This is a genomic window from Formosa bonchosmolovskayae (genome assembly GCF_051016085.1).
Classification (GTDB): domain Bacteria; phylum Bacteroidota; class Bacteroidia; order Flavobacteriales; family Flavobacteriaceae; genus Formosa.
This window is the reverse complement of record NZ_CP174605.1, coordinates 1,024,877-1,043,244: the sequence shown is the minus strand read 5'-3', so window position 1 is coordinate 1,043,244 and position 18,368 is coordinate 1,024,877. Positions and strand designations below refer to the sequence as shown.

Here is an 18,368-nt window from a genome sequence, read left to right as displayed (position 1 = left end):
GGCGTTACCTTGCTCGGGCAAGGTCGGGCTATACGTTATATCTTTTTGTTTTTTTTAGAAAACAAAAAGGATACCACTGCTATCCCTAACGCGAGAGTGCCTGATGGATTGGTTATATAGAAGAACCATTTTCTAATCAGACTAAGTATTTAGACAATATTTTTATTAATTTTCGTAAAATCCGAACGCTTATAGTGTATCTTTTAATATAGATATAAAGCAATAAAATTAAAACCACAGCACTTAAAACTACATGTAGTATATTTGCAGTCTTAAAAATAAAATTATGAGTGTTTCAAAATGGTTAGGTGCTACGTTAGGATGGTCTTTTGGTGGTCCAATAGGGGCGATTCTAGGATTTGCATTGGGTAGTGTAGTCGATGGTCTTTCCAACGGAGGTATTAAAGTTGGTAGTGACGGACCTTTTTCTGCGCCATCACAAACCAGAACAAAATCGGGGGATTTTGAAGTGAGTCTATTAGTACTAGCCGCAATAGTTATAAAAGCCGATGGTAAAAGTGATAAACGCGAATTAGATTTTGTGCGTGCTCAGTTTGTCGGGATGTACGGGAAAGACCGTGCAAATCACGCTTTTAAATTATTCAAAAATATAAGTCAGCAAGAGAATATTCCTGTTCGCGATGTATGTATGCAAATCCGTCAGATGATGGATCATCCGTCACGTCTTCAGTTACTTCATTTTCTATTCGGTATTGCTAAAGCCGACGGAAATGTAAGTGCAGATGAGGTTGAGGTTATTAACGAAATCTCCAACTATTTAGGTATTCGTGCATTAGATTTTGAAAGTATTAAAGCCATGTTTTACAACAGTAGCGATAATGCCTATAAAATTCTTGAAATCGATAAAACTGCAACTAACGACCAGATTAAGAAAGCCTATCGTACTATGGCTAAAAAATACCACCCAGATAAAGTGCTTCATTTAGGTGAAGAACATCAAAAAGGGGCCGAAGAAAAATTTAGACAAGTTCAGGACGCTTACGATCAGCTTCAAAAAGAACGCGGTTTTATTTAAAAATCATATACTGTTTCAGCCTTTCACATATACATTCGGTTAATCTTATCTATATGCGAAAGGCTAACATTACCATATTATACTTTACAATAGGTCGCCAACGGTTCTAATGGTGCCTACTCTCCGTTACTATTTTAGCTGTTGCTTCTACATCAGCTTTCAGGATTTATATCCTGTTTTCAATATAATTACCGAGCCATCAATTCTTTTGCAATGGCATAATCCGATATATAATTCTGTTTAAGACTATAAGCACTCAAATGCCATCGGATTGAAAAAACACTTAATCTTCTAGTCCATTCAGTGGCTTAATCCAGAAGCGCGCTAATATTCTATATCTATCGTTATTCTAATATTTACAGTGGTTTCAGAGCATTCTACTGTATATTTTATTGTAATTACAAACGAATTTTTAGGTAAAACTAAAAATATATTTGTATTCAAGTAAATTGTGTATCTTTGTGATAAATACGTGTTTAGTGATTACATTATCTGAAGAAAATTATTTAAAAGCTATTTACCATTTAGGTAAACAGGGTTCTGTTCCTGTAAGTACAAATGCGATTGCCGAAAAAATAGAAGCCAAAGCATCTTCGGTAACAGATATGATAAAAAAATTGGCTGAAAAGCAATTAGCCAATTATGTCAAATATCAAGGGGTGACCTTAACAGAGGCTGGGCGTTCGGCGGCGGCTTTAGTCATTAGAAAACATAGACTTTGGGAAGTGTTTTTAGTTGAAAAATTAAACTTTTCTTGGGACGAGGTTCATGACGTTGCAGAGCAATTGGAGCATATAAAATCGTTAAAATTAGTAAACGAATTAGATGTGTTTTTAGGTTGCCCGACACACGATCCTCATGGCGATCCTATTCCGGATAAAAACGGAAATTATTCGCCTTTAAAGAGTGTAAATATTTTAGATATTAAAACAGGTGAAACGGGGGTTTTAGCATTGGTGAAAGATTCTTCCGAAGCCTTTTTAAAGTATCTAAACAAAAATAATTTAGCACTTGGAGATACTATTAAGGTTTTAGATTTCGAACCGTTCGACAATTCTTTAACGATAGAAACATCAGATGGGAAAATGATTATTTCTAATGAAGTTTCGAAAAATTTATACTTAAACTTATAACTATGGAAAACTACAGCCCTTTATTGGCACTGCTAATATTTTTTATTGTAGTTGCCTTATTATATGTTGTATTTAGACCAATAAAAGGTTGGTTTTGGATTATTAGAAAATCGTTAAAATCCAACGAAAAAGAAATTATTGAAGATGTGCTAAAGCAACTTTATCATTTCGAGGATTCAAAAAATAAGGTAGATATGAAAACCTTAGTTCAGGTGTTAGATTATAAAAATGATGACATCGTAGAAGCCGTAAAGAAAATGACAATTAATGATTTAATTTATTCCGAATTCGATGCCTTAAAACTTACAACTGAAGGACGAGATTATGCCTTGAGAATTGTTAGAGTTCACCGACTTTGGGAACGTTATTTAGCCGATAAAACAGGAGTACATAAAAAGGAGTGGCACGATAGAGCCGAATCTATGGAGCACCGCTTGAGTCATGAAGAGGCCGATGAGTTGGCGGCGCATTTAGGTCACCCACAATTCGATCCGCATGGCGATCCTATTCCTACTCGAAGCGGGAAATTGGCCGATGTTCACGGCGTAGAATTACCTTTGTTGGCAGTGGGATCGGTTGGAAGAATTACACATATCGAAGATGAGCCTGAAGTTATTTATAAGCAAATTTTAGCTGAGAACATTTATATGGGGTCGGTCCTTAAAATAACCGAAAATAATTCCACACGGATTGTATTTCAGTCGGAAGGGGAAGAATTTAAACTGGCGCCAATAGTTGCGGCAAACTTAACTGTTGCACCTATAGAAAAGTTAGTTGATATAGAAGAAAATGTAGCCCGTTTATCGAGCTTAAAAGAAAACGAAACGGCTAAAATTATTGGTATTTCAAAAGAGAATAGAGGAGATAGTCGCAGACGATTATTGGATCTCGGATTTGTAAAAGGATCGGAGGTTAGTATCGATTTGTTAAATCCTTTAGGCGATCCGAATGCGTACTTAATAAAAGGTACGTCCATTGCCTTACGAAAAGATCAGGCTTCTAAAATTTTAATTCAAAAATCTTAAATTATGGAAACAGCTGTAAAGAGTGCTTGCGAAACCTGTGCCCACTTTAATAAAGATGGTTTAAAAAAATTAGGCGTTCAAACCACCGATTTTGACTTTGTAGTGGCCTTAGCCGGAAATCCAAATACAGGTAAAAGTACCGTTTTTAATGCATTAACAGGCTTAAAGCAACATACAGGAAACTGGCCAGGAAAGACGGTAACACGTGCAGAGGGAGGTTTTGAATATAATAAAGAAAAATACAAACTGGTAGATTTGCCAGGAACATATTCATTGCTGTCAACATCCGAAGATGAAGAAGTTGCTCGAGATTTTATCCTTTTCGGAAAGCCAGATGTTACAGTAATTGTGGCTGATGCAAATCGATTAGAACGCAATCTAAATTTGGTGCTTCAAATACTTGAAATCACCGATAAGGCCGTGTTGTGTTTAAATTTAATGGATGAAGCTAAACGTAATAAAGTCGATATTGATATAAGAACTTTATCACGAGATTTAGGAATTCCTGTGGTGCCAACAAGTGCACGTTTTAATAAAGGGATTCCCGAATTAATCCAAACCATTAGTGAGATTGCAAGTGGAAAAATTGTGTGTAAACCACATCGCATTAAAAATGTGCCTAAAAATATTGAAAGGGCGGTTAAAACCTTAACCACCGAAATAGAAAAAGAATTTCCTAATATCCCAAATAGTCGTTGGATTGCCTTCAGGCTGTTAGAGGGAGATAAGCAAATTATTGAAGCTTTAAAAACAGGAGAGTTTCTCTAAATTTTCAACTACATGAAAGAAAATAATATAGACAATATTATAGAGTTATCTAACGATTTGCGTTGGCAAATTGGTGATGAATTTCACGATAACCTTACCGAAAGTATCTATGCAGATGCGGCGGATATTGTAAGAGATTCAGTAAAAACAGAAGACGGCGAAAAACGGTTTCGTTTAGATTCTAAAATCGATAAAATAGTTACAAGTAAAAGGTGGGGATTCCCCATCATGTTTTTAATCCTTGGAACGGTTTTGTGGCTAACCATTATTGGAGCAAATTATCCTTCCTCACTGCTTGCAGAGTTGCTTTTAGATACCATACATCCTATTTTAACTAGTGGTGCCGAAAGTGTTAACATGCCATGGTGGCTTGCTGGTTTTTTAATCGATGGAGTGTATTTGGCTGTGGCTTGGGTTATCGCGGTAATGTTGCCACCTATGGCTATATTTTTCCCAATGTTCACGCTTTTAGAAGATTTTGGATATTTACCGCGTGTCGCCTTTAATTTAGATTCCTTATTTAATAAATCTGGTGCGCATGGTAAACAGGCTTTAACTATGAGTATGGGGTTTGGTTGTAATGCTGCAGGTGTTGTGGCAACCCGAATTATAGATAGTCCTCGGGAGCGGTTAATTGCAATTATTACAAACAATTTCTCGCTATGTAATGGTCGTTGGCCAACTCAGATTTTAATAGCAACTATTTTTATTGGAGCTGTAGTGCCAGAATCATTATCTAGTGTAGCTTCGCTATTAGCCGTAATAGGGATTGCTGTTTTAGGAATGGGATTTATGTTTGGTGTGTCTTGGGTGCTTTCTAATACAGTTTTAAAAGGCGAAGTATCTACCTTTAATTTGGAATTACCACCTTATCGTCCGCCACGTTTTTGGAAAACAATTTATACCTCTTTAATAGACAGAACTGCAATTGTATTATGGAGAGCCATAGTTTTTGCGGCACCTGCAGGGGCTGTAATTTGGCTTATTTCTAACCTGCATATCGGAGACGAATCCATCGCAGCATGGTTGGTTAACGGTATGGATGGTTTCGGATTCTTACTAGGTTTAAATGGTGTTATTTTATTGGCCTATATCGTTGCTATTCCTGCCAACGAAATTGTGATTCCTACGATTTTGATGCTGACCGTTATGGTTACTGGAATTGGTGGTGGTGAAGGTGCTGGAGTGATGTTCGAGTTAGATTCTATAAATGCTACTGGTGATATTTTAAGAGCTGGAGGTTGGACATTATTAACCGCTATAAATTTGATGTTATTTAGTTTATTGCATAATCCGTGTAGTACAACCATATATACAATTTATAAAGAAACTAATAGTGCCAAATGGACGATTGTTGCTTCTATAATGCCAATTATTTTGGGGTTTGTAGTTTGTTTTTTAGTGGCTCAAGTCTGGAGAATTGTTTTTTAGAATACTAGAATGTTTTCAGAAATAAATTAAAGATTCTATTTGCTTGTATTTCAGAATGAGATTACGTTATCGGCGACTCATAATATTTAAAAATCAGTATTTAGTGATAAGTTTCTGTTCAAGATGATTCGGATATTCAATAAAAATTTTACAATAAGGAAATAAAGTAAATAGATGATTTTAGAAGTTGCAATTCTTGAGGTGAAACCTGGATTTGAAAGTAGATTTGAAAAAGATTTTAATATTGCTAGTGCATATATTAGCGCTATAGATGGATATTTAAATCACAAACTAAAACGGTGTATAGAACAAAAAAATAAATACATTTTATTGGTTGAATGGGATAAGTTAGAGGATCATACTATTGGTTTCAGGCAGTCTGAACACTATTTGTCTTGGAAAAATATTTTGCATCATTATTATGAACCTTTTCCTGTTGTTGAACACTTTGAAACAACATTTGATTCTGAATATAGTGACCATTAGAGAGGATATAGACTATCGAAAAGCACTCCGCTAAGTAGTGATTTTTTTGAAGCAAAACGAGAAATTATCAATCCTGATTGTGATTGTTATGAAAGTGAGATTGTAGGTTAAGATTTAAGAACAACCGCAACTATCGCCATCAGAGCCACATGCTTTTTTAGACTTTCCTTTTTTCCAGAAAAATTTCTTAATGATAAAAGCGACTGCAATACCTAAGGATGCAAAAACTAAAATATTTTGAATGATTGTATTCATAATTTTAAAGTCGTTTTAATTACGGTGTACTTTCATTTATATTAATACTTGATAGGCTATAAATGCCGATACGTATGCTAATATCGTCATGAATGCCAATTGAAGTGTTGGCCACTTCCAACTGTTAGTTTCACGTTTTACAATGGCTAAGGTACTCATACATTGCATGGCGAAAGCATAAAATAATAACAGCGAAATTCCCGATGCAAAGTTAAAAAGCGGTCCGCCTAAAATAGGATTCACTTCTCCTGCCATTCTGTTTTTAATGGTTTCTTCCTGGTCATTACCAACACTGTAAATAGTAGCTAAAGTTCCTACAAATACCTCACGTGCGGCAAACGAACTTACAATAGCAATCCCGATTTTCCAATCGTAACCAAGTGGTCTAATAGCAGGTTCGATAGCATGACCGGCAATCCCGATATAAGAATGTTCTAATTTGTACGAATCTATTTTATGATCTAAATCCTCTTGAGATAAGTTTTCTGAAGCATATTTTTCAGTTATAATATTCTCGGCATCATTAAAACGCTCACCTGGACCATAAGATGCTAAAAACCATAAGATAATTGAAATGGCAAGTATAATTTTACCAGCGCCGAATACAAACGATTTTGTTTTTTCAAGAACGGTTAAAGCTACATTTTTAAATAAAGGCATTTTGTAATTCGGCATTTCGACTACAAAAAACGTTTTACTTTTAAGTTTCATTACGCGGTCTAAAATGTAAGCGGCACTAATGGCCGTTGCAAACCCTAGTAAATACAATAACATTAATGTTAATGCCTGATAACCTAGTCCTAAGAATGTACCTTCAGGAATCACTAACGAAATAATAATAAGGTATACTGGTAATCTTGCGGCGCAAGTAGTAAATGGCGTAACCAATATGGTAATTAATCGCTCCTTCCAACTCTCTATATTTCTAGTGGCCATAATAGCAGGAATTGCACACGCAGTACCTGAAATTAAAGGCACAACACTTTTTCCGCTTAATCCAAATCGGCGCATAATACGGTCCATTAAAAAGACCACACGACTCATATACCCACTTTCTTCAAGTATGGCAATAAACAAGAAAAGGAAGGCAATTTGCGGTATAAAAATAACCACACCTCCTAAGCCAGGAATAATTCCCTCGGCCAATAAGTCTGTAAATACTCCGGCCGGAAGTTCTGTTTTAACCCATTCTCCTAAAGACGCAAAAGACGAATCAATAAAATCCATTGGTATGCTAGACCAATCGTAAATGGCTTGGAAAATTAATAATAGTATAAAAAAGAAAATGACATAGCCCCAAACTTTATGCGTTAGAATACGATCTAATTTTGCTCGTAAGTCTGTAGCTTGAGACGGATCTATAGTTTGACCTTTTTTAAGGGTGTTATTTATAAACTGATAGCGTTTTATCGTTTCCTTTTGTTGCAGTCGTTTTAAATCGGTTTTACTTTTTGTTTTAAAATCGGCTACAGCATCAAATTCATTTCTATCTGTTTTTCCAAAATTAACATCCTGAGTAATTACCAACCAAAGTTTGTATAATAACTGATTTGGGAACACCTGTTGTAACCGGTCAAAATAAGCTTTGTCAATTTCTGATGCATTAAGACAAGGCGTAGTCGATTGTTCTCTATAATTAAGAATGAGTTCTTTTAATTGATCTATTCCTTGATTTTTACGTGTACTAACAATTGCGATTTTAGTCTTTAATTGTTCTTCTAAGTAAGGGATGTCTAAAGAAATACCACGACGCGTCATACGATCAGCCATGTTAATCACTAAAATAGTAGGGATTTCTAAATCTTTAATTTGTGTAAAAAGTAGAAGATTTCGTTTCAAGTTTTCAACATCACTAACTACTATCGCGATATCAGGAAAGTCTTTATCTTTTTTGTTTAATAGTAATTCAATCACTACATTTTCATCTAAAGACGATGCGTTTAGACTATATGTTCCAGGTAAATCGATAATGTGCGCTTTTACCCCACGAGGTAATTTGCAAATCCCTTCTTTTTTTTCGACTGTAATTCCGGGGTAATTCCCCACTTTTTGATGCAGACCGGTAAGGGCATTAAATACCGATGTTTTTCCTGTATTCGGATTTCCTATTAAAGCAACATTAATTTGTTTACTCATGCGATAATTTTTCAATTAAAATAAGACTTGCAGTGTCCTTTCTTATGGCTAAATGTGTGCCATTTATGTTGAGGTAAATAGGATCTTTAAATGGAGCAAGTTGAACCAGTTCCACTTGATTACCAGGAAGGCAACCCATTTCCATTAACTTTAAAGGAATTTGATCGGATGAAACATCTGTAATAACAGCTGTTTCTCCACGTTTTAGATGTGCTAAAGTTGTCTGCAAACTTATTTAGATTGATTTTAAAGAAGCAAAAGTAAGGTAAAAAGTGATGCTAAAAAAATTGTGGCACTAAAACTACTTTTTATATTCTCTTTTTAGAGTTTCAATGTCTTTTAGTAACTGTGTAATGGCTTCTGGATCTGTACCATCGTAAAACCCTCGAATTTGTTTTTTCTTATCGATTAGCATGAAATTTTCGGTATGAATCATATCGTATTCATCGCCATCTCCAACTGTTTTTACGGCCAAATAACTTTTTCTTGCCAGTTCGTAAATTTGTTTTTTATCGCCTGTAACTAAATTCCATTTGGCATCATTAACGCCTTTTTTTAAGGCATATCTTTTTAATTGAGCAATCGTGTCTATTTGTGGTGTAACGGTATGAGAAAGTAGCATAACCTCGTCATCATTTAAAATTTGGTTTTGAATCTGTGCCATGTGATCGGTCATAATCGGACAAATGGTTTGGCAGGTTGTAAAAAAGAAATCGGCCACGTAAATTTTATCTTTGTAATCGTCTTGAGTAATGGTTTTTCCATTCTGATTCGTCAGGCTAAAATCTGCTATTTTATGATATTTTCTAACATCGTAAAGAGTGCTATCTACCAATTCTTGTTCTACTTGAGCAGGTTGGTAAATAGGAAGTGGTTTTTCGACATCTAAAATATTGTAAATAATAGATACAATAACTATTGAAATGATGGCAAAAACAATGGCGAAGTATTTGTAATCTTTAAAAAATGATAACATGGCGAAGTTTAAATCGAGTATGACACAAAAATACGAGTTAAATTAAGTTTACCGAAGCCCTTTATATGATAAATGCATGTTAAAAAAAGGGTGTAGTGTAGTTTATGTTTTTTTACGACTTTAAAAACCGTACTTTTGCGCGTTAAAATATAACTGTAAAAACTTCATGGAGTTTATAATTAAGATTTCACAATTTCTATTAAGCCTTTCCTTATTAATTGTATTACACGAGCTTGGGCATTTTATTCCAGCAAAACTATTTAAAACACGAGTAGAGAAATTCTATTTGTTTTTCGATGTAAAATTTTCTCTTTTCAAAAAGAAAATTGGTGATACCGTTTATGGTATTGGTTGGTTGCCTTTAGGTGGTTACGTGAAAATATCAGGAATGATAGACGAAAGTATGGACAAGGAACAAATGGCATTGCCACCACAACCTTGGGAATTTAGATCGAAACCAGCTTGGCAACGTCTAATTATTATGCTTGGAGGTGTAACGGTAAACTTTGTTCTGGCCGCATTAATTTATATGGTTATGGCATTTGCATATGGTGAAACCGATATTGCAACTGCGAGTATTAAAGATGGGTATTTTATAACGAATCCTATTCTAGAAGATATGGGGGCTAAAACAGGAGATAATGTTTTAGCAATTAATGGAGAACCTGTAACGGGGTATAACGCCATGAGACCTAAATTAATTGAAGCAAAGAAAATAACAATAGACCGCAATGGTGAAAAAATTGTGCTAACCACTCCAGAAGATTTTCTAGGACAATTAAGTACTGGTGAAGATCGTACGTTGTTTCAATTACGCACACCTTTTGTAGTGGCTCAAGTGGTAGATTCTTCGGCAAACAAAAATGCAGATTTAAAAGAAGGAGATATTATAACAGCAGTGAATAATACTAAGCTGAAATATTTTGATGAATTTGGGCCTTTCTTAGAAACGCTAAAAGGACAAACAGTACAAGTGGATATATTAAGAGATTTTGAGTCTATAACAAGAGAGCTTAAGGTTGATGAAGATGGGAAATTTGGAATTTATCCGTTTTCTGGAGCGAATGCTAAAACTTATGAGAAATTAGGATATTACAATGTAATTACTAAAACATACGGACTAGGTGAAAGCATAGGTGTAGGAGCAACCCGTTTTAAAGAACAAATTGTTGGCTATTGGGCGCAGTTAGGAATGATTTTTAATCCAAGTACAGGTGCATATAAAGGCGTAGGTGGTTTTAAAGCAATCTTCGATGTATTTCCTAGCACATGGAGCTGGGAAGCATTCTGGAGTATTACAGCCTTTTTGTCGATTATGTTAGGAGTGCTTAACTTATTACCAATTCCAGCGTTAGATGGTGGTCATGTTATGTTTTTACTATACGAGATGATCTCTGGACGTAAACCAAGTGATAAATTTTTGGAGTATGCACAAATGGTTGGATTCTTCATTCTTATAGCATTAGTGCTGTTTGCGAACGGAAATGATGTCTTTAAAGCACTGTTCAAATAATTTTTTTTGAATTTTTTTTAAAAAAGTTTTGTGCAACTGAAATAAAGTTCTATATTTGCACTCGCTAATGCAAAACACTCCTTCTTAGCTCAGTTGGTTAGAGCATCTGACTGTTAATCAGAGGGTCCTTGGTTCGAGCCCAAGAGAGGGAGCAAAGCTAGCTAAAAGCCTTACGGAAATGTAAGGCTTTTTTTATGCGTTATAGTTTCGTGCTAGTGGTGTGGGGTGTCTTGAAGTGTTTCGTAATTTTAGAGAAACATCAACTTATCAAGTTTATTGAAGAAATGGGTGTCCCTGTGGGTGTCCCATTTCATGCTCTGGGTGTCCCATTTTAATCTGAATTGTATGCCAATTGTTTAAGGATCAAGTTATATTTCTGGGGAGCCGTATAAATTATGCATATAATTTAGTTAATCTATAGAGAAAGAACTTAACATCTCTGACTCCTCTAAACAGCGCTCTAAATTCCTTTATTTTAGCATTAAAAGATTCTGCCGAAGCATTTGTGCTTCTATTATTAAAGTAGTTTAAAATAGAGTCATAGTGCGTTTGTATTGATTTGGCAATCGTATTAAAGGATTTAAATTGGATCAAGTTATATTTCTGGGGAGCCGTATAAATTATGCATATAATTTAGTTAATCTATAGAGAAAGAACTTAACATCTCTGACTCCTCTAAACAGCGCTCTAAATTCCTTTATTTTAGCATTAAAAGATTCTGCCGAAGCATTTGTGCTTCTATTATTAAAGTAGTTTAAAATAGAGTCATAGTGCGTTTGTATTGATTTGGCAATCGTATTAAAGGATTTAAATTCTGATTTTTCTACTTTATCATACCAATGCGCTAATTTTAATCTTGCTATACTTTTGCTAGTATTAGTTTGGAAAATATAGCTTAGATCCTGAGCAAGATTGTATGCTTTTTCAATTGTTGGATACCGTTCAAATAGAATCTCAGCTCTTTCTATTTGATTTACCGTCCACTTAGCCTTTGATTTGAATAATAGATATCTGCTTCTAGCTAATAATTGTCTGAGCGTATCACCATTAGAAAGAAGTTCAGGTTGATATACTTTTCCTTTATTTCGATCTTCTTCAATGGCTTTGTTTTCAGCTTCTATGATTTCCCATCTTAGTCTTATCCGCTCCTCTTGAACAGCTTCTGAAGCTAGTTTTTGAACATGAAACCTATCGGTAACGATGTCTGTTTTTGGAAAACATTTTTTTACGATTAAATTCATGTTTCCCGCCATATCTACAGTCACCTCCCTAACCATTTTTCGTCTTTCTAAAGGAATTTGGTTAATCACATCGATAACATCCTGTGCTTTGGTACCTTTTACAATAGCTACAATACTTCCTTTTTTACCATGAGCGTCTTTATTGGTTACAATGGTATAAAGTTCTCCATTAGAAAGTGAGGTCTCATCTAGGCTTAAATATTTACTTATATTTTTGCCGTAGAGTAACCAATCACTAGCGTGATCCTTTTGTGTCCAATCCTTAAAGTCACTAAGATGATTTTTATAGTGAAACTGAAGTGTTTTTCCTTTTAACTTATAATAATCACCAAAGCGTTTAGCGCTTACAGGGTGATTATCAAGAGAGTTCTTTTAAAAAAGAGGCAAACTCGTTAGTAATCCGAGTGCCCTTAGCAACCAAATTCCAATCTCTTTTTATGATTTTGCCAGTATCAACGAGTGTCCAACGTCTTCTTTTTATGTGCAGAAGTACCGGTTTTCCTCGAAGTGGAAAATCTTCAATAGTGATCTCTGACAAAAAACCTTTTGATTGCGCTATTTCTGACTGATATTCTTGAGGAAGTATATTTTTCTCTTCTAGGTAGAAATGCGTTTCTTGTGATGTGCTCTTATCAGAAACAATATCAAAATATTCTAATAGGCCTTCTGGTAATAAATAACGGGCTAATTCTATATTCAAAATCTAAACATTTTTTATTCAAAGATAACATTCTCCCCAACTTTTACGGTTGAGCCGTAGTATCTTGGATTTAGGGTGATTTAGGTATACTATTAGGAGCCCAAAATTAAAGCTTAAGTATCCATCTTTTCAAATAGAGCTAATTCAATACAAAGTAATCTTCTCATAATATAGCTAAAGCTTGAATAGTTTAAAATATACCCAATATAGGGTATTGTTAGTTTTTTCTATAAGCATTTAATTTACTGTTGCTTTGAATTAATAAATAAATAAATAAACTATGAAAAGAAAATTACTCTCGCTCTGCTTTTTTAGCATGACTCTTTTTGGTTTTAGTCAGACCACAACAATCCCAGATTCAAAATTTGAGCAAGCTTTAATAGATTTAGGATTAGACGATGTTTTAGATGGTTCTGTACTGACTGCAAATATTAACACTATAACCGTTTTAGAGGTTGTAGATAAAGGTATAGAAGATGTAACAGGTCTTGAAGATTTCGTGGCTTTAGAAAAATTAGAGTTGGGTTTAAATAAACTAACCACTTTAGATATTTCAAAAAACACAGCGCTAACGTCTCTATTCGTAGACGATAATCAATTGACATCTTTAGATGTTTCAACTAATACAGCTTTAAAACGGTTTGGTATTATGCGAAACAACTTTACATTTATAGATGTAAGTGCGCTTGTAAATATTGAAGAATTATTTATAAATGAAAATCAAATAACGTCTGTCATTTTTCCCGAGAACTCACCCATGTGGAAGATTTACATGGAGCATAATCAATTTACGACAGTAGATGTGTCTCGTTTAACAAATTTACAGGAACTACGGGCGTATAGTAATCAGTTAACTAGTTTAGATGTTTCTGGTTTAACGAATTTAAAGGAATTATTTGTGTATAATAATCAGTTAGCTAGTTTAGATTTAAGTGAGCTAGTTAACATTGAATTATTATTAATTCATCAAAACGAATTAACCTCAGTTATTTTTCCTGAGAATTCACCTCTAACGGAATTACATATATATGAGAATAAATTAACAAAATTAGATTTATCGCCTTTAACAAAATTAGTAGGGTTAAGAGCTTACAACAATCAGCTGGCCAGTTTAGATATTTCCATGCTCAAAGAGTTATCTAATTTCAGTGCCAATATTAACCAACTTAAGAGTTTAAATATGGCTAACGGTAATAATGTTAACTTTACTTATTTTAATGCTTCAGATAATCCAGATTTACAATGTATACAAGTGGATGATGTGAGTTATGCGACTAGCAATTGGACGAGTGTAGATGATGCTTCGGTTTATGGTCTAGATTGTTTTAATACTCTAATTCCTGATCCTAAATTCGAACAGGCTTTAATAGATTTAGGTTTAGATTATGTGTTAGATGGAGCTGTGGCTACTACGCATATTAATTCAATAACAAGTTTAGTTGTAGATAATAAGGAGATTTCAGACTTAACAGGAATCGAAGACTTTGTGGCCTTAGAGGAATTAGGCTTAAGCTATAATAAATTGACGTCTTTAGATGTTTCCAATAACATCGCTTTAACCTCGTTATTTGTAAATGATAATGAATTAACAGCTATCGATGTTTCTAATAATACAGCTTTAAAACGTTTTGGAATTATGCGTAACAGTTTTACTACTTTAGATGTAAGTGCGCTAGTGAACATTGAAGAGTTATTTATTCATCAAAACGAATTAACTTCTATTAGCTTTCCTGAAAATTCACCATTATGGGAATTGCATATGTATAGCAATAAATTTACAACACTGGATCTGTCTCCCTTAACAAAACTCGTTGGATTAAGAGCATACAATAATCAATTGAGTAGTTTAGATGTGTCTATGCTTGCTAATCTGTCTAATATTAGTGTTAATGATAATTTATTGCTAAGCTTTAATGTAGCAAATGGTAATAATGCAAATTTCACCTACTTCGATGCGACAAATAATCCAGGTTTACAATGTATACAAGTGGATAATGTGAGTTATGCTACTAGTAATTGGACGAATGTAGATGATGCTTCGGTTTATGGTGTAGATTGTTTTAATACTATAATTCCGGATCCTAAATTCGAACAGGCTTTAATAGATTTGGGTTTAGATTATGTATTAGATGGAGCTGTTGTTACTACACGTATTAATTCAATAACAAGTTTAGTTGTAGATAATAAGGAGATTTCAGACTTAACAGGAATCGAAGACTTTGTGGCCTTAGAGGAATTAGGCTTAAGCTATAATAAATTGACGTCTTTAGATGTTTCCAATAACATCGCTTTAACTTCGCTATTTGTAAATGATAATGAACTAACCACTATTGATGTTTCCAATAACACAGCTTTAAAACGTTTTGGAATTATGCGTAACAGGTTTACTGCTTTAGATGTAAGTGCGCTTGTAAATATTGAAGAATTATTTTTACACCAAAATCAATTAACTTCTGTTAATTTACCTTCTAGTGCACCTTCATTATGGAAGTTAGAAATTTATGAAAATCAAATGACGGATATCGATGTGTCTCGATTTGGAAACCTAAGGGATTTGAGGGTCAATCAAAATCAATTAACCAGTCTAAACCTTAAAAATGGTAACAACTCTAATTTTACATTTTTCAATTCAGAATACAATTTAGATTTAACCTGTATTTTTGTAGATGATTCAAGTTGGAGTAATGACAATTGGTCGGCGTACAAAGATGCCATGTCTACATTTGTTAATAATGAGGCCGATTGTAATGCCTTAAGTGTAGCGGATGTTGCTGCATCTAAAAGTCAAGTATTTTATAACCGTGGTTTAGAGTCTATAACTATTGTGTCTCCTTTACAAATTAATGCCGTGCGATTGTATACCTTATCTGGTAAGGAATTGAAATCATATCACGCCAATCCAGAAACTATATCTGTAAATAATCTTTCGACAGGAATGTATATTGTTCACATAGATTCAGAAAAAGGAAGAGAAACTAAGAAGTTGATTAAATATTGAAATAAATTTAAAATCATAAACAGAGAGCTTCAGAAATGGAGCTCTTTTTTTTTGTGGCTTAAAATCGAGATGAATTAGATTTTAGTTGATGTTAAATGCATTAAATTTTCAAATTCCACTATTTTTTTAATCTTCAAAATTGTGCTTAACCCATAAGAGGTGCTATTCGCTTAATACTGTTCGTTGTTAGTTGAAAACATAAAATTCATATGTAACTAATGCGCAACTTTGTTTCGTAATAACAATTTTAAATAAAAAAATTATGAAAAGAGTACAGTCAATATTTGGATTTGCAATGATTTTATGTTGTCTAACATTCGTAAATGTGGCACAGGCACAAGAAGGAAAAGAACAAAAAGAACCGCCAACGTATGCGAAATTATTAGAAGAGATGGATGCTAACGAAGATGGTAAGCTTGCAGAGTCGGAATTAAAAGGTCCGTTAAAAAAAGACTTCGCAAAAATCGATACAGATGAGGATGGTTTTATCTCGGAAGCGGAATTTAAAAAAGCACCAAAACCAAAAGCTAGAAAGTAAAAGTGGTTTTGTGTTTGGGGACATACTTGATAATGCAAAGTGCAAATGTCTAGGTTTTGTGCTTTCGGTATAAATTTTAAAAGTTGGATTTAACTAAAATATGAAGTTGTTTAGAACGGTAAGAAGACATCTATTAGTGTCCAATAATATTAAAAAGTATCTAATATATGCTTTGGGCGAGATTCTGTTAATTGTGGTGGGGATTTTAATAGCCTGGAAGATTAATAATTTTAATGAATTAAGGAAGAACAAAATAATTCAAGAAAAGATATACGTTAGCTTGTATGAGGAGTTGCATACAAACTTAGGCGTTTTAAATACTTCAATTTTTCAGTATAAAAACAATACGACCTCCCTTCAGAACTCGCTTAATTATGTGGGATTTTGTCAAGAGAGTTTAACACAAGAAGCGAAAGATCTTATTGTGCAAGTAAAGTTTAAGAATACAAACTTGAGAAGTGAAGCTTTAAGCTCTGTGAATTTTACCGATAAGTTTCAGTTTTTGGAAAATGATACGGTAGCCGATTTAATAGCGGAATATCCGTCTGAGTTAAAACGTTTCGAACAGCAAGAGCTTAAAATTAGATCTATTATTGATAATAGATTGAAGCCCGTGTTGGAAGAGTATATTTCGCTTAAAGATTTACTTCCCGATGATAACGATAATTTTAATCAGATTAGGGCATTCGGACAAGAATCAAATTATATCGACTTGTTAAATAATAAAGAATATCAGAATAGTGTAATCGATCAGTTATTGCAAACTCAGATACAATTGAACACAGCTATAAACCTTCGAAATAAAACGGAAAAACTAGCTATTAAATTAAAACAAGAATTAGATGGTTAATACATAGGTGTTCTATGTAGTACATTGCAGTCCTTTTTTTTATAAGCAAACCCTAATTCCATAAATTTTGTCATTATGAATACTTACTTTTTTAAATCGGCTATAATCGTTTTTGCAGGCTTTTGTTTCGGGCTTGTGGGTTGTAATTTATTTTCTAGCAACAATAAACCAGCAAAAGTAGAAGCGGGTGATGTTGTAAATGTAAACGCTTCCTATTTTCTTACGGAAGATGGATCGGTTACAGTAACCACTGTGCCTTGTGAACTTTCTGATGGAATTCGTGCAGAGTGCTATAAAATTGTAACTAAAAGTGTTCCGAGTGATCATGCGATGGGGCCATGGTGTCCTAGTAATATTTCAGATAGTGCAGAAGCTGGGGGGATTTGGTTAGAAAATGGAGAGGTTTACGACGTCGATGGCGCATTTATTAAGAATATGGCCAGTTTCTATAACGATTCGAAGTGGTTAATGTACGATGATAATGGAGACGTGTACATAACAGCAACCGAAGAAGATTGTCTTAATGCGGCAAATCCAAATGTAGGTGAAGAATACGAGAATTTTTGTGTGGAGTGTTTGCCGTCTTATGTTACTAATCTCACCCAGTCATGGCTAATTCCAATAACGCCTGTAATTCAAGATAGTCCCACATTATTTGCTAGAGGGCCAGGACGTCGAGGAAATAGAGCGCCGTCTACCCGAGGTCTGGCTTTAAACGGAATTGAGTTTTCTGCTCCAGCACCTACAAATAATATTTTAAGGGCTTATACGCTTGCTCCGTTCGACGATGCTGGCGGACATATAAATGTGCATCAAGGCTATCATTACCATGTGGCCACAGGATTTAGTACGAAAGTCGAACAGGAAGATGGTCATGCGGCTTTAATAGGTTACGCTTTGGATGGCTTTGGGATTTATGAATTAGAGGACGCTAATAAAGAGTTGCCAGCAGACTTAGATGATTTACGGGGTCATACCGACGAAACAAGAGGGTATCATTATCATGTTGATGCTGCTGGAAGTAATAACTTTATCAATGGTCTAAAAGGGGCCTATGCTATATAATGTTGAATAAATCTTGCTTAATAATATATAGGAGTAAAATCACAGTGGTAATGATAAGCGAAGGAAGTGCTAAAATGAAATTTGCTTTAGACAGGACAAATCATTTAAAGTTGACTTTATAGTTATAGGGAAACTGAAACTATTTGCTGAAACGGGTTGATTGCAAGTCAATCTTGTCTCCTATATATATAAGAGTAATTGCTATTGTAATTGTAGA

15 protein-coding genes, 1 tRNA gene and 2 pseudogenes are annotated in these 18,368 nt (G+C 34.2%); 11 read left to right on the top strand and 7 right to left on the bottom strand.

Annotation, left to right across the window (positions count from 1 at the left end; genetic code table 11):
• Positions 1-286 precede the first annotated feature (286 nt).
• The 5 genes and pseudogenes from ACKC83_RS04335 (at position 287) to ACKC83_RS04315 (ending at position 5,879) form a co-directional block, all read left to right on the top strand.
• Positions 287-1,036 carry a TerB family tellurite resistance protein gene (locus ACKC83_RS04335; RefSeq protein ID WP_414036447.1) on the top strand — a complete coding sequence of 250 codons (750 nt, stop codon included), beginning with the start codon at positions 287-289 and terminating at the stop codon, positions 1,034-1,036.
• Between the two features lie 482 nt (positions 1,037-1,518).
• Entirely contained in the window at positions 1,519-2,169 is a 651-nt protein-coding gene (locus tag ACKC83_RS04330; protein ID WP_434037760.1) for a metal-dependent transcriptional regulator, read from the top strand.
• 2 nt (positions 2,170-2,171) lie between these two features.
• A complete protein-coding gene (locus ACKC83_RS04325; RefSeq protein WP_414036448.1) occupies positions 2,172-3,194 on the top strand; it encodes a DtxR family transcriptional regulator in 1,023 nt (340 codons plus the stop codon).
• Positions 3,195-3,197: 3 nt separating this feature from the next.
• Positions 3,198-5,393: pseudogene (gene feoB, locus ACKC83_RS04320) on the top strand (ferrous iron transport protein B).
• A gap of 174 nt (positions 5,394-5,567) precedes the next feature.
• A complete protein-coding gene (locus ACKC83_RS04315; protein WP_434037137.1) occupies positions 5,568-5,879 on the top strand; it encodes an antibiotic biosynthesis monooxygenase family protein in 312 nt (103 codons plus the stop codon).
• 114 nt (positions 5,880-5,993) lie between these two features.
• Here ACKC83_RS04315 and ACKC83_RS04310 read toward each other — a convergent pair whose 3' ends face one another.
• The 4 genes from ACKC83_RS04310 to ACKC83_RS04295 all read right to left on the bottom strand — a co-directional run bounded on the left by ACKC83_RS04310 (position 5,994) and on the right by ACKC83_RS04295 (position 9,246).
• On the bottom strand, positions 5,994-6,134 hold the full coding sequence (locus ACKC83_RS04310) for a FeoB-associated Cys-rich membrane protein (protein ID WP_414036449.1): 141 nt from the start codon (positions 6,132-6,134) through the stop codon (positions 5,994-5,996).
• Between the two features lie 36 nt (positions 6,135-6,170).
• Positions 6,171-8,270, bottom strand: a complete 2,100-nt coding sequence (gene feoB, locus ACKC83_RS04305; protein ID WP_414036450.1) for a ferrous iron transport protein B — start codon at positions 8,268-8,270, stop codon at positions 6,171-6,173.
• On the bottom strand, positions 8,263-8,499 hold the full coding sequence (locus tag ACKC83_RS04300; RefSeq protein ID WP_038526100.1) for a FeoA family protein: 237 nt from the start codon (positions 8,497-8,499) through the stop codon (positions 8,263-8,265). Before ACKC83_RS04300 ends, feoB (ACKC83_RS04305) begins: the two co-directional genes overlap by 8 nt.
• A 72-nt stretch (positions 8,500-8,571) precedes the next feature.
• Positions 8,572-9,246: an SCO family protein gene (locus ACKC83_RS04295; protein WP_434037136.1), complete on the bottom strand. Its 675-nt coding sequence runs from the start codon at positions 9,244-9,246 to the stop codon at positions 8,572-8,574.
• A gap of 166 nt (positions 9,247-9,412) precedes the next feature.
• Here ACKC83_RS04295 and rseP point away from each other — a divergent pair, with 166 nt between their 5' ends.
• Complete coding sequence (gene rseP / locus ACKC83_RS04290; RefSeq protein ID WP_434037135.1) at positions 9,413-10,759, top strand: RIP metalloprotease RseP; 1,347 nt, start codon at positions 9,413-9,415, stop codon at positions 10,757-10,759.
• A gap of 78 nt (positions 10,760-10,837) precedes the next feature.
• Positions 10,838-10,911, top strand: a tRNA-Asn gene (locus tag ACKC83_RS04285).
• A 241-nt stretch (positions 10,912-11,152) separates the two neighbouring features.
• Here ACKC83_RS04285 and ACKC83_RS04280 read toward each other — a convergent pair.
• From ACKC83_RS04280 to ACKC83_RS04270, 3 genes and pseudogenes are all read right to left on the bottom strand, one after another.
• Positions 11,153-11,353, bottom strand: a complete 201-nt coding sequence (locus ACKC83_RS04280) for a transposase (protein WP_434037134.1) — start codon at positions 11,351-11,353, stop codon at positions 11,153-11,155.
• Positions 11,354-11,379: 26 nt separating this feature from the next.
• A pseudogene (locus tag ACKC83_RS04275) lies at positions 11,380-12,303 on the bottom strand (ISAon1 family transposase); the annotation flags it as partial.
• Between the two features lie 55 nt (positions 12,304-12,358).
• Positions 12,359-12,700 carry an ISAon1 family transposase N-terminal region protein gene (locus ACKC83_RS04270; protein WP_434035682.1) on the bottom strand — a complete coding sequence of 114 codons (342 nt, stop codon included), beginning with the start codon at positions 12,698-12,700 and terminating at the stop codon, positions 12,359-12,361.
• Between the two features lie 280 nt (positions 12,701-12,980).
• Between ACKC83_RS04270 and ACKC83_RS04265 the strand changes: the two genes are divergently transcribed.
• The 4 genes from ACKC83_RS04265 to ACKC83_RS04250 all read left to right on the top strand — a co-directional run bounded on the left by ACKC83_RS04265 (position 12,981) and on the right by ACKC83_RS04250 (position 18,151).
• Entirely contained in the window at positions 12,981-15,698 is a 2,718-nt protein-coding gene (locus ACKC83_RS04265) for a leucine-rich repeat domain-containing protein (protein ID WP_434037133.1), read from the top strand.
• Positions 15,699-15,960: 262 nt separating this feature from the next.
• Entirely contained in the window at positions 15,961-16,236 is a 276-nt protein-coding gene (locus ACKC83_RS04260; protein ID WP_414036454.1) for an EF-hand domain-containing protein, read from the top strand.
• 100 nt (positions 16,237-16,336) lie between these two features.
• A complete protein-coding gene (locus ACKC83_RS04255; RefSeq protein WP_414036455.1) occupies positions 16,337-17,086 on the top strand; it encodes a hypothetical protein in 750 nt (249 codons plus the stop codon).
• A 75-nt stretch (positions 17,087-17,161) separates the two neighbouring features.
• Positions 17,162-18,151: a YHYH protein gene (locus ACKC83_RS04250; RefSeq protein WP_434037132.1), complete on the top strand. Its 990-nt coding sequence runs from the start codon at positions 17,162-17,164 to the stop codon at positions 18,149-18,151.
• The last annotated feature ends 217 nt before the right edge of the window (positions 18,152-18,368 follow it).

Coding starts and splice junctions, on each gene's coding strand:
- ACKC83_RS04255 (WP_414036455.1), top strand. CDS start 16,337: ATGAAGTTGTTTAGAACGGTAAGAAGACATCTATTAGTGTCCAATAAT.
- ACKC83_RS04265 (WP_434037133.1), top strand. CDS start 12,981: ATGAAAAGAAAATTACTCTCGCTCTGCTTTTTTAGCATGACTCTTTTT.
- ACKC83_RS04295 (WP_434037136.1), bottom strand. CDS start 9,246: ATGTTATCATTTTTTAAAGATTACAAATACTTCGCCATTGTTTTTGCC.
- ACKC83_RS04335 (WP_414036447.1), top strand. CDS start 287: ATGAGTGTTTCAAAATGGTTAGGTGCTACGTTAGGATGGTCTTTTGGT.
- ACKC83_RS04260 (WP_414036454.1), top strand. CDS start 15,961: ATGAAAAGAGTACAGTCAATATTTGGATTTGCAATGATTTTATGTTGT.
- ACKC83_RS04315 (WP_434037137.1), top strand. CDS start 5,568: ATGATTTTAGAAGTTGCAATTCTTGAGGTGAAACCTGGATTTGAAAGT.
- ACKC83_RS04310 (WP_414036449.1), bottom strand. CDS start 6,134: ATGAATACAATCATTCAAAATATTTTAGTTTTTGCATCCTTAGGTATT.
- rseP (WP_434037135.1), top strand. CDS start 9,413: ATGGAGTTTATAATTAAGATTTCACAATTTCTATTAAGCCTTTCCTTA.
- ACKC83_RS04250 (WP_434037132.1), top strand. CDS start 17,162: ATGAATACTTACTTTTTTAAATCGGCTATAATCGTTTTTGCAGGCTTT.
- feoB (WP_414036450.1), bottom strand. CDS start 8,270: ATGAGTAAACAAATTAATGTTGCTTTAATAGGAAATCCGAATACAGGA.
- ACKC83_RS04325 (WP_414036448.1), top strand. CDS start 2,172: ATGGAAAACTACAGCCCTTTATTGGCACTGCTAATATTTTTTATTGTA.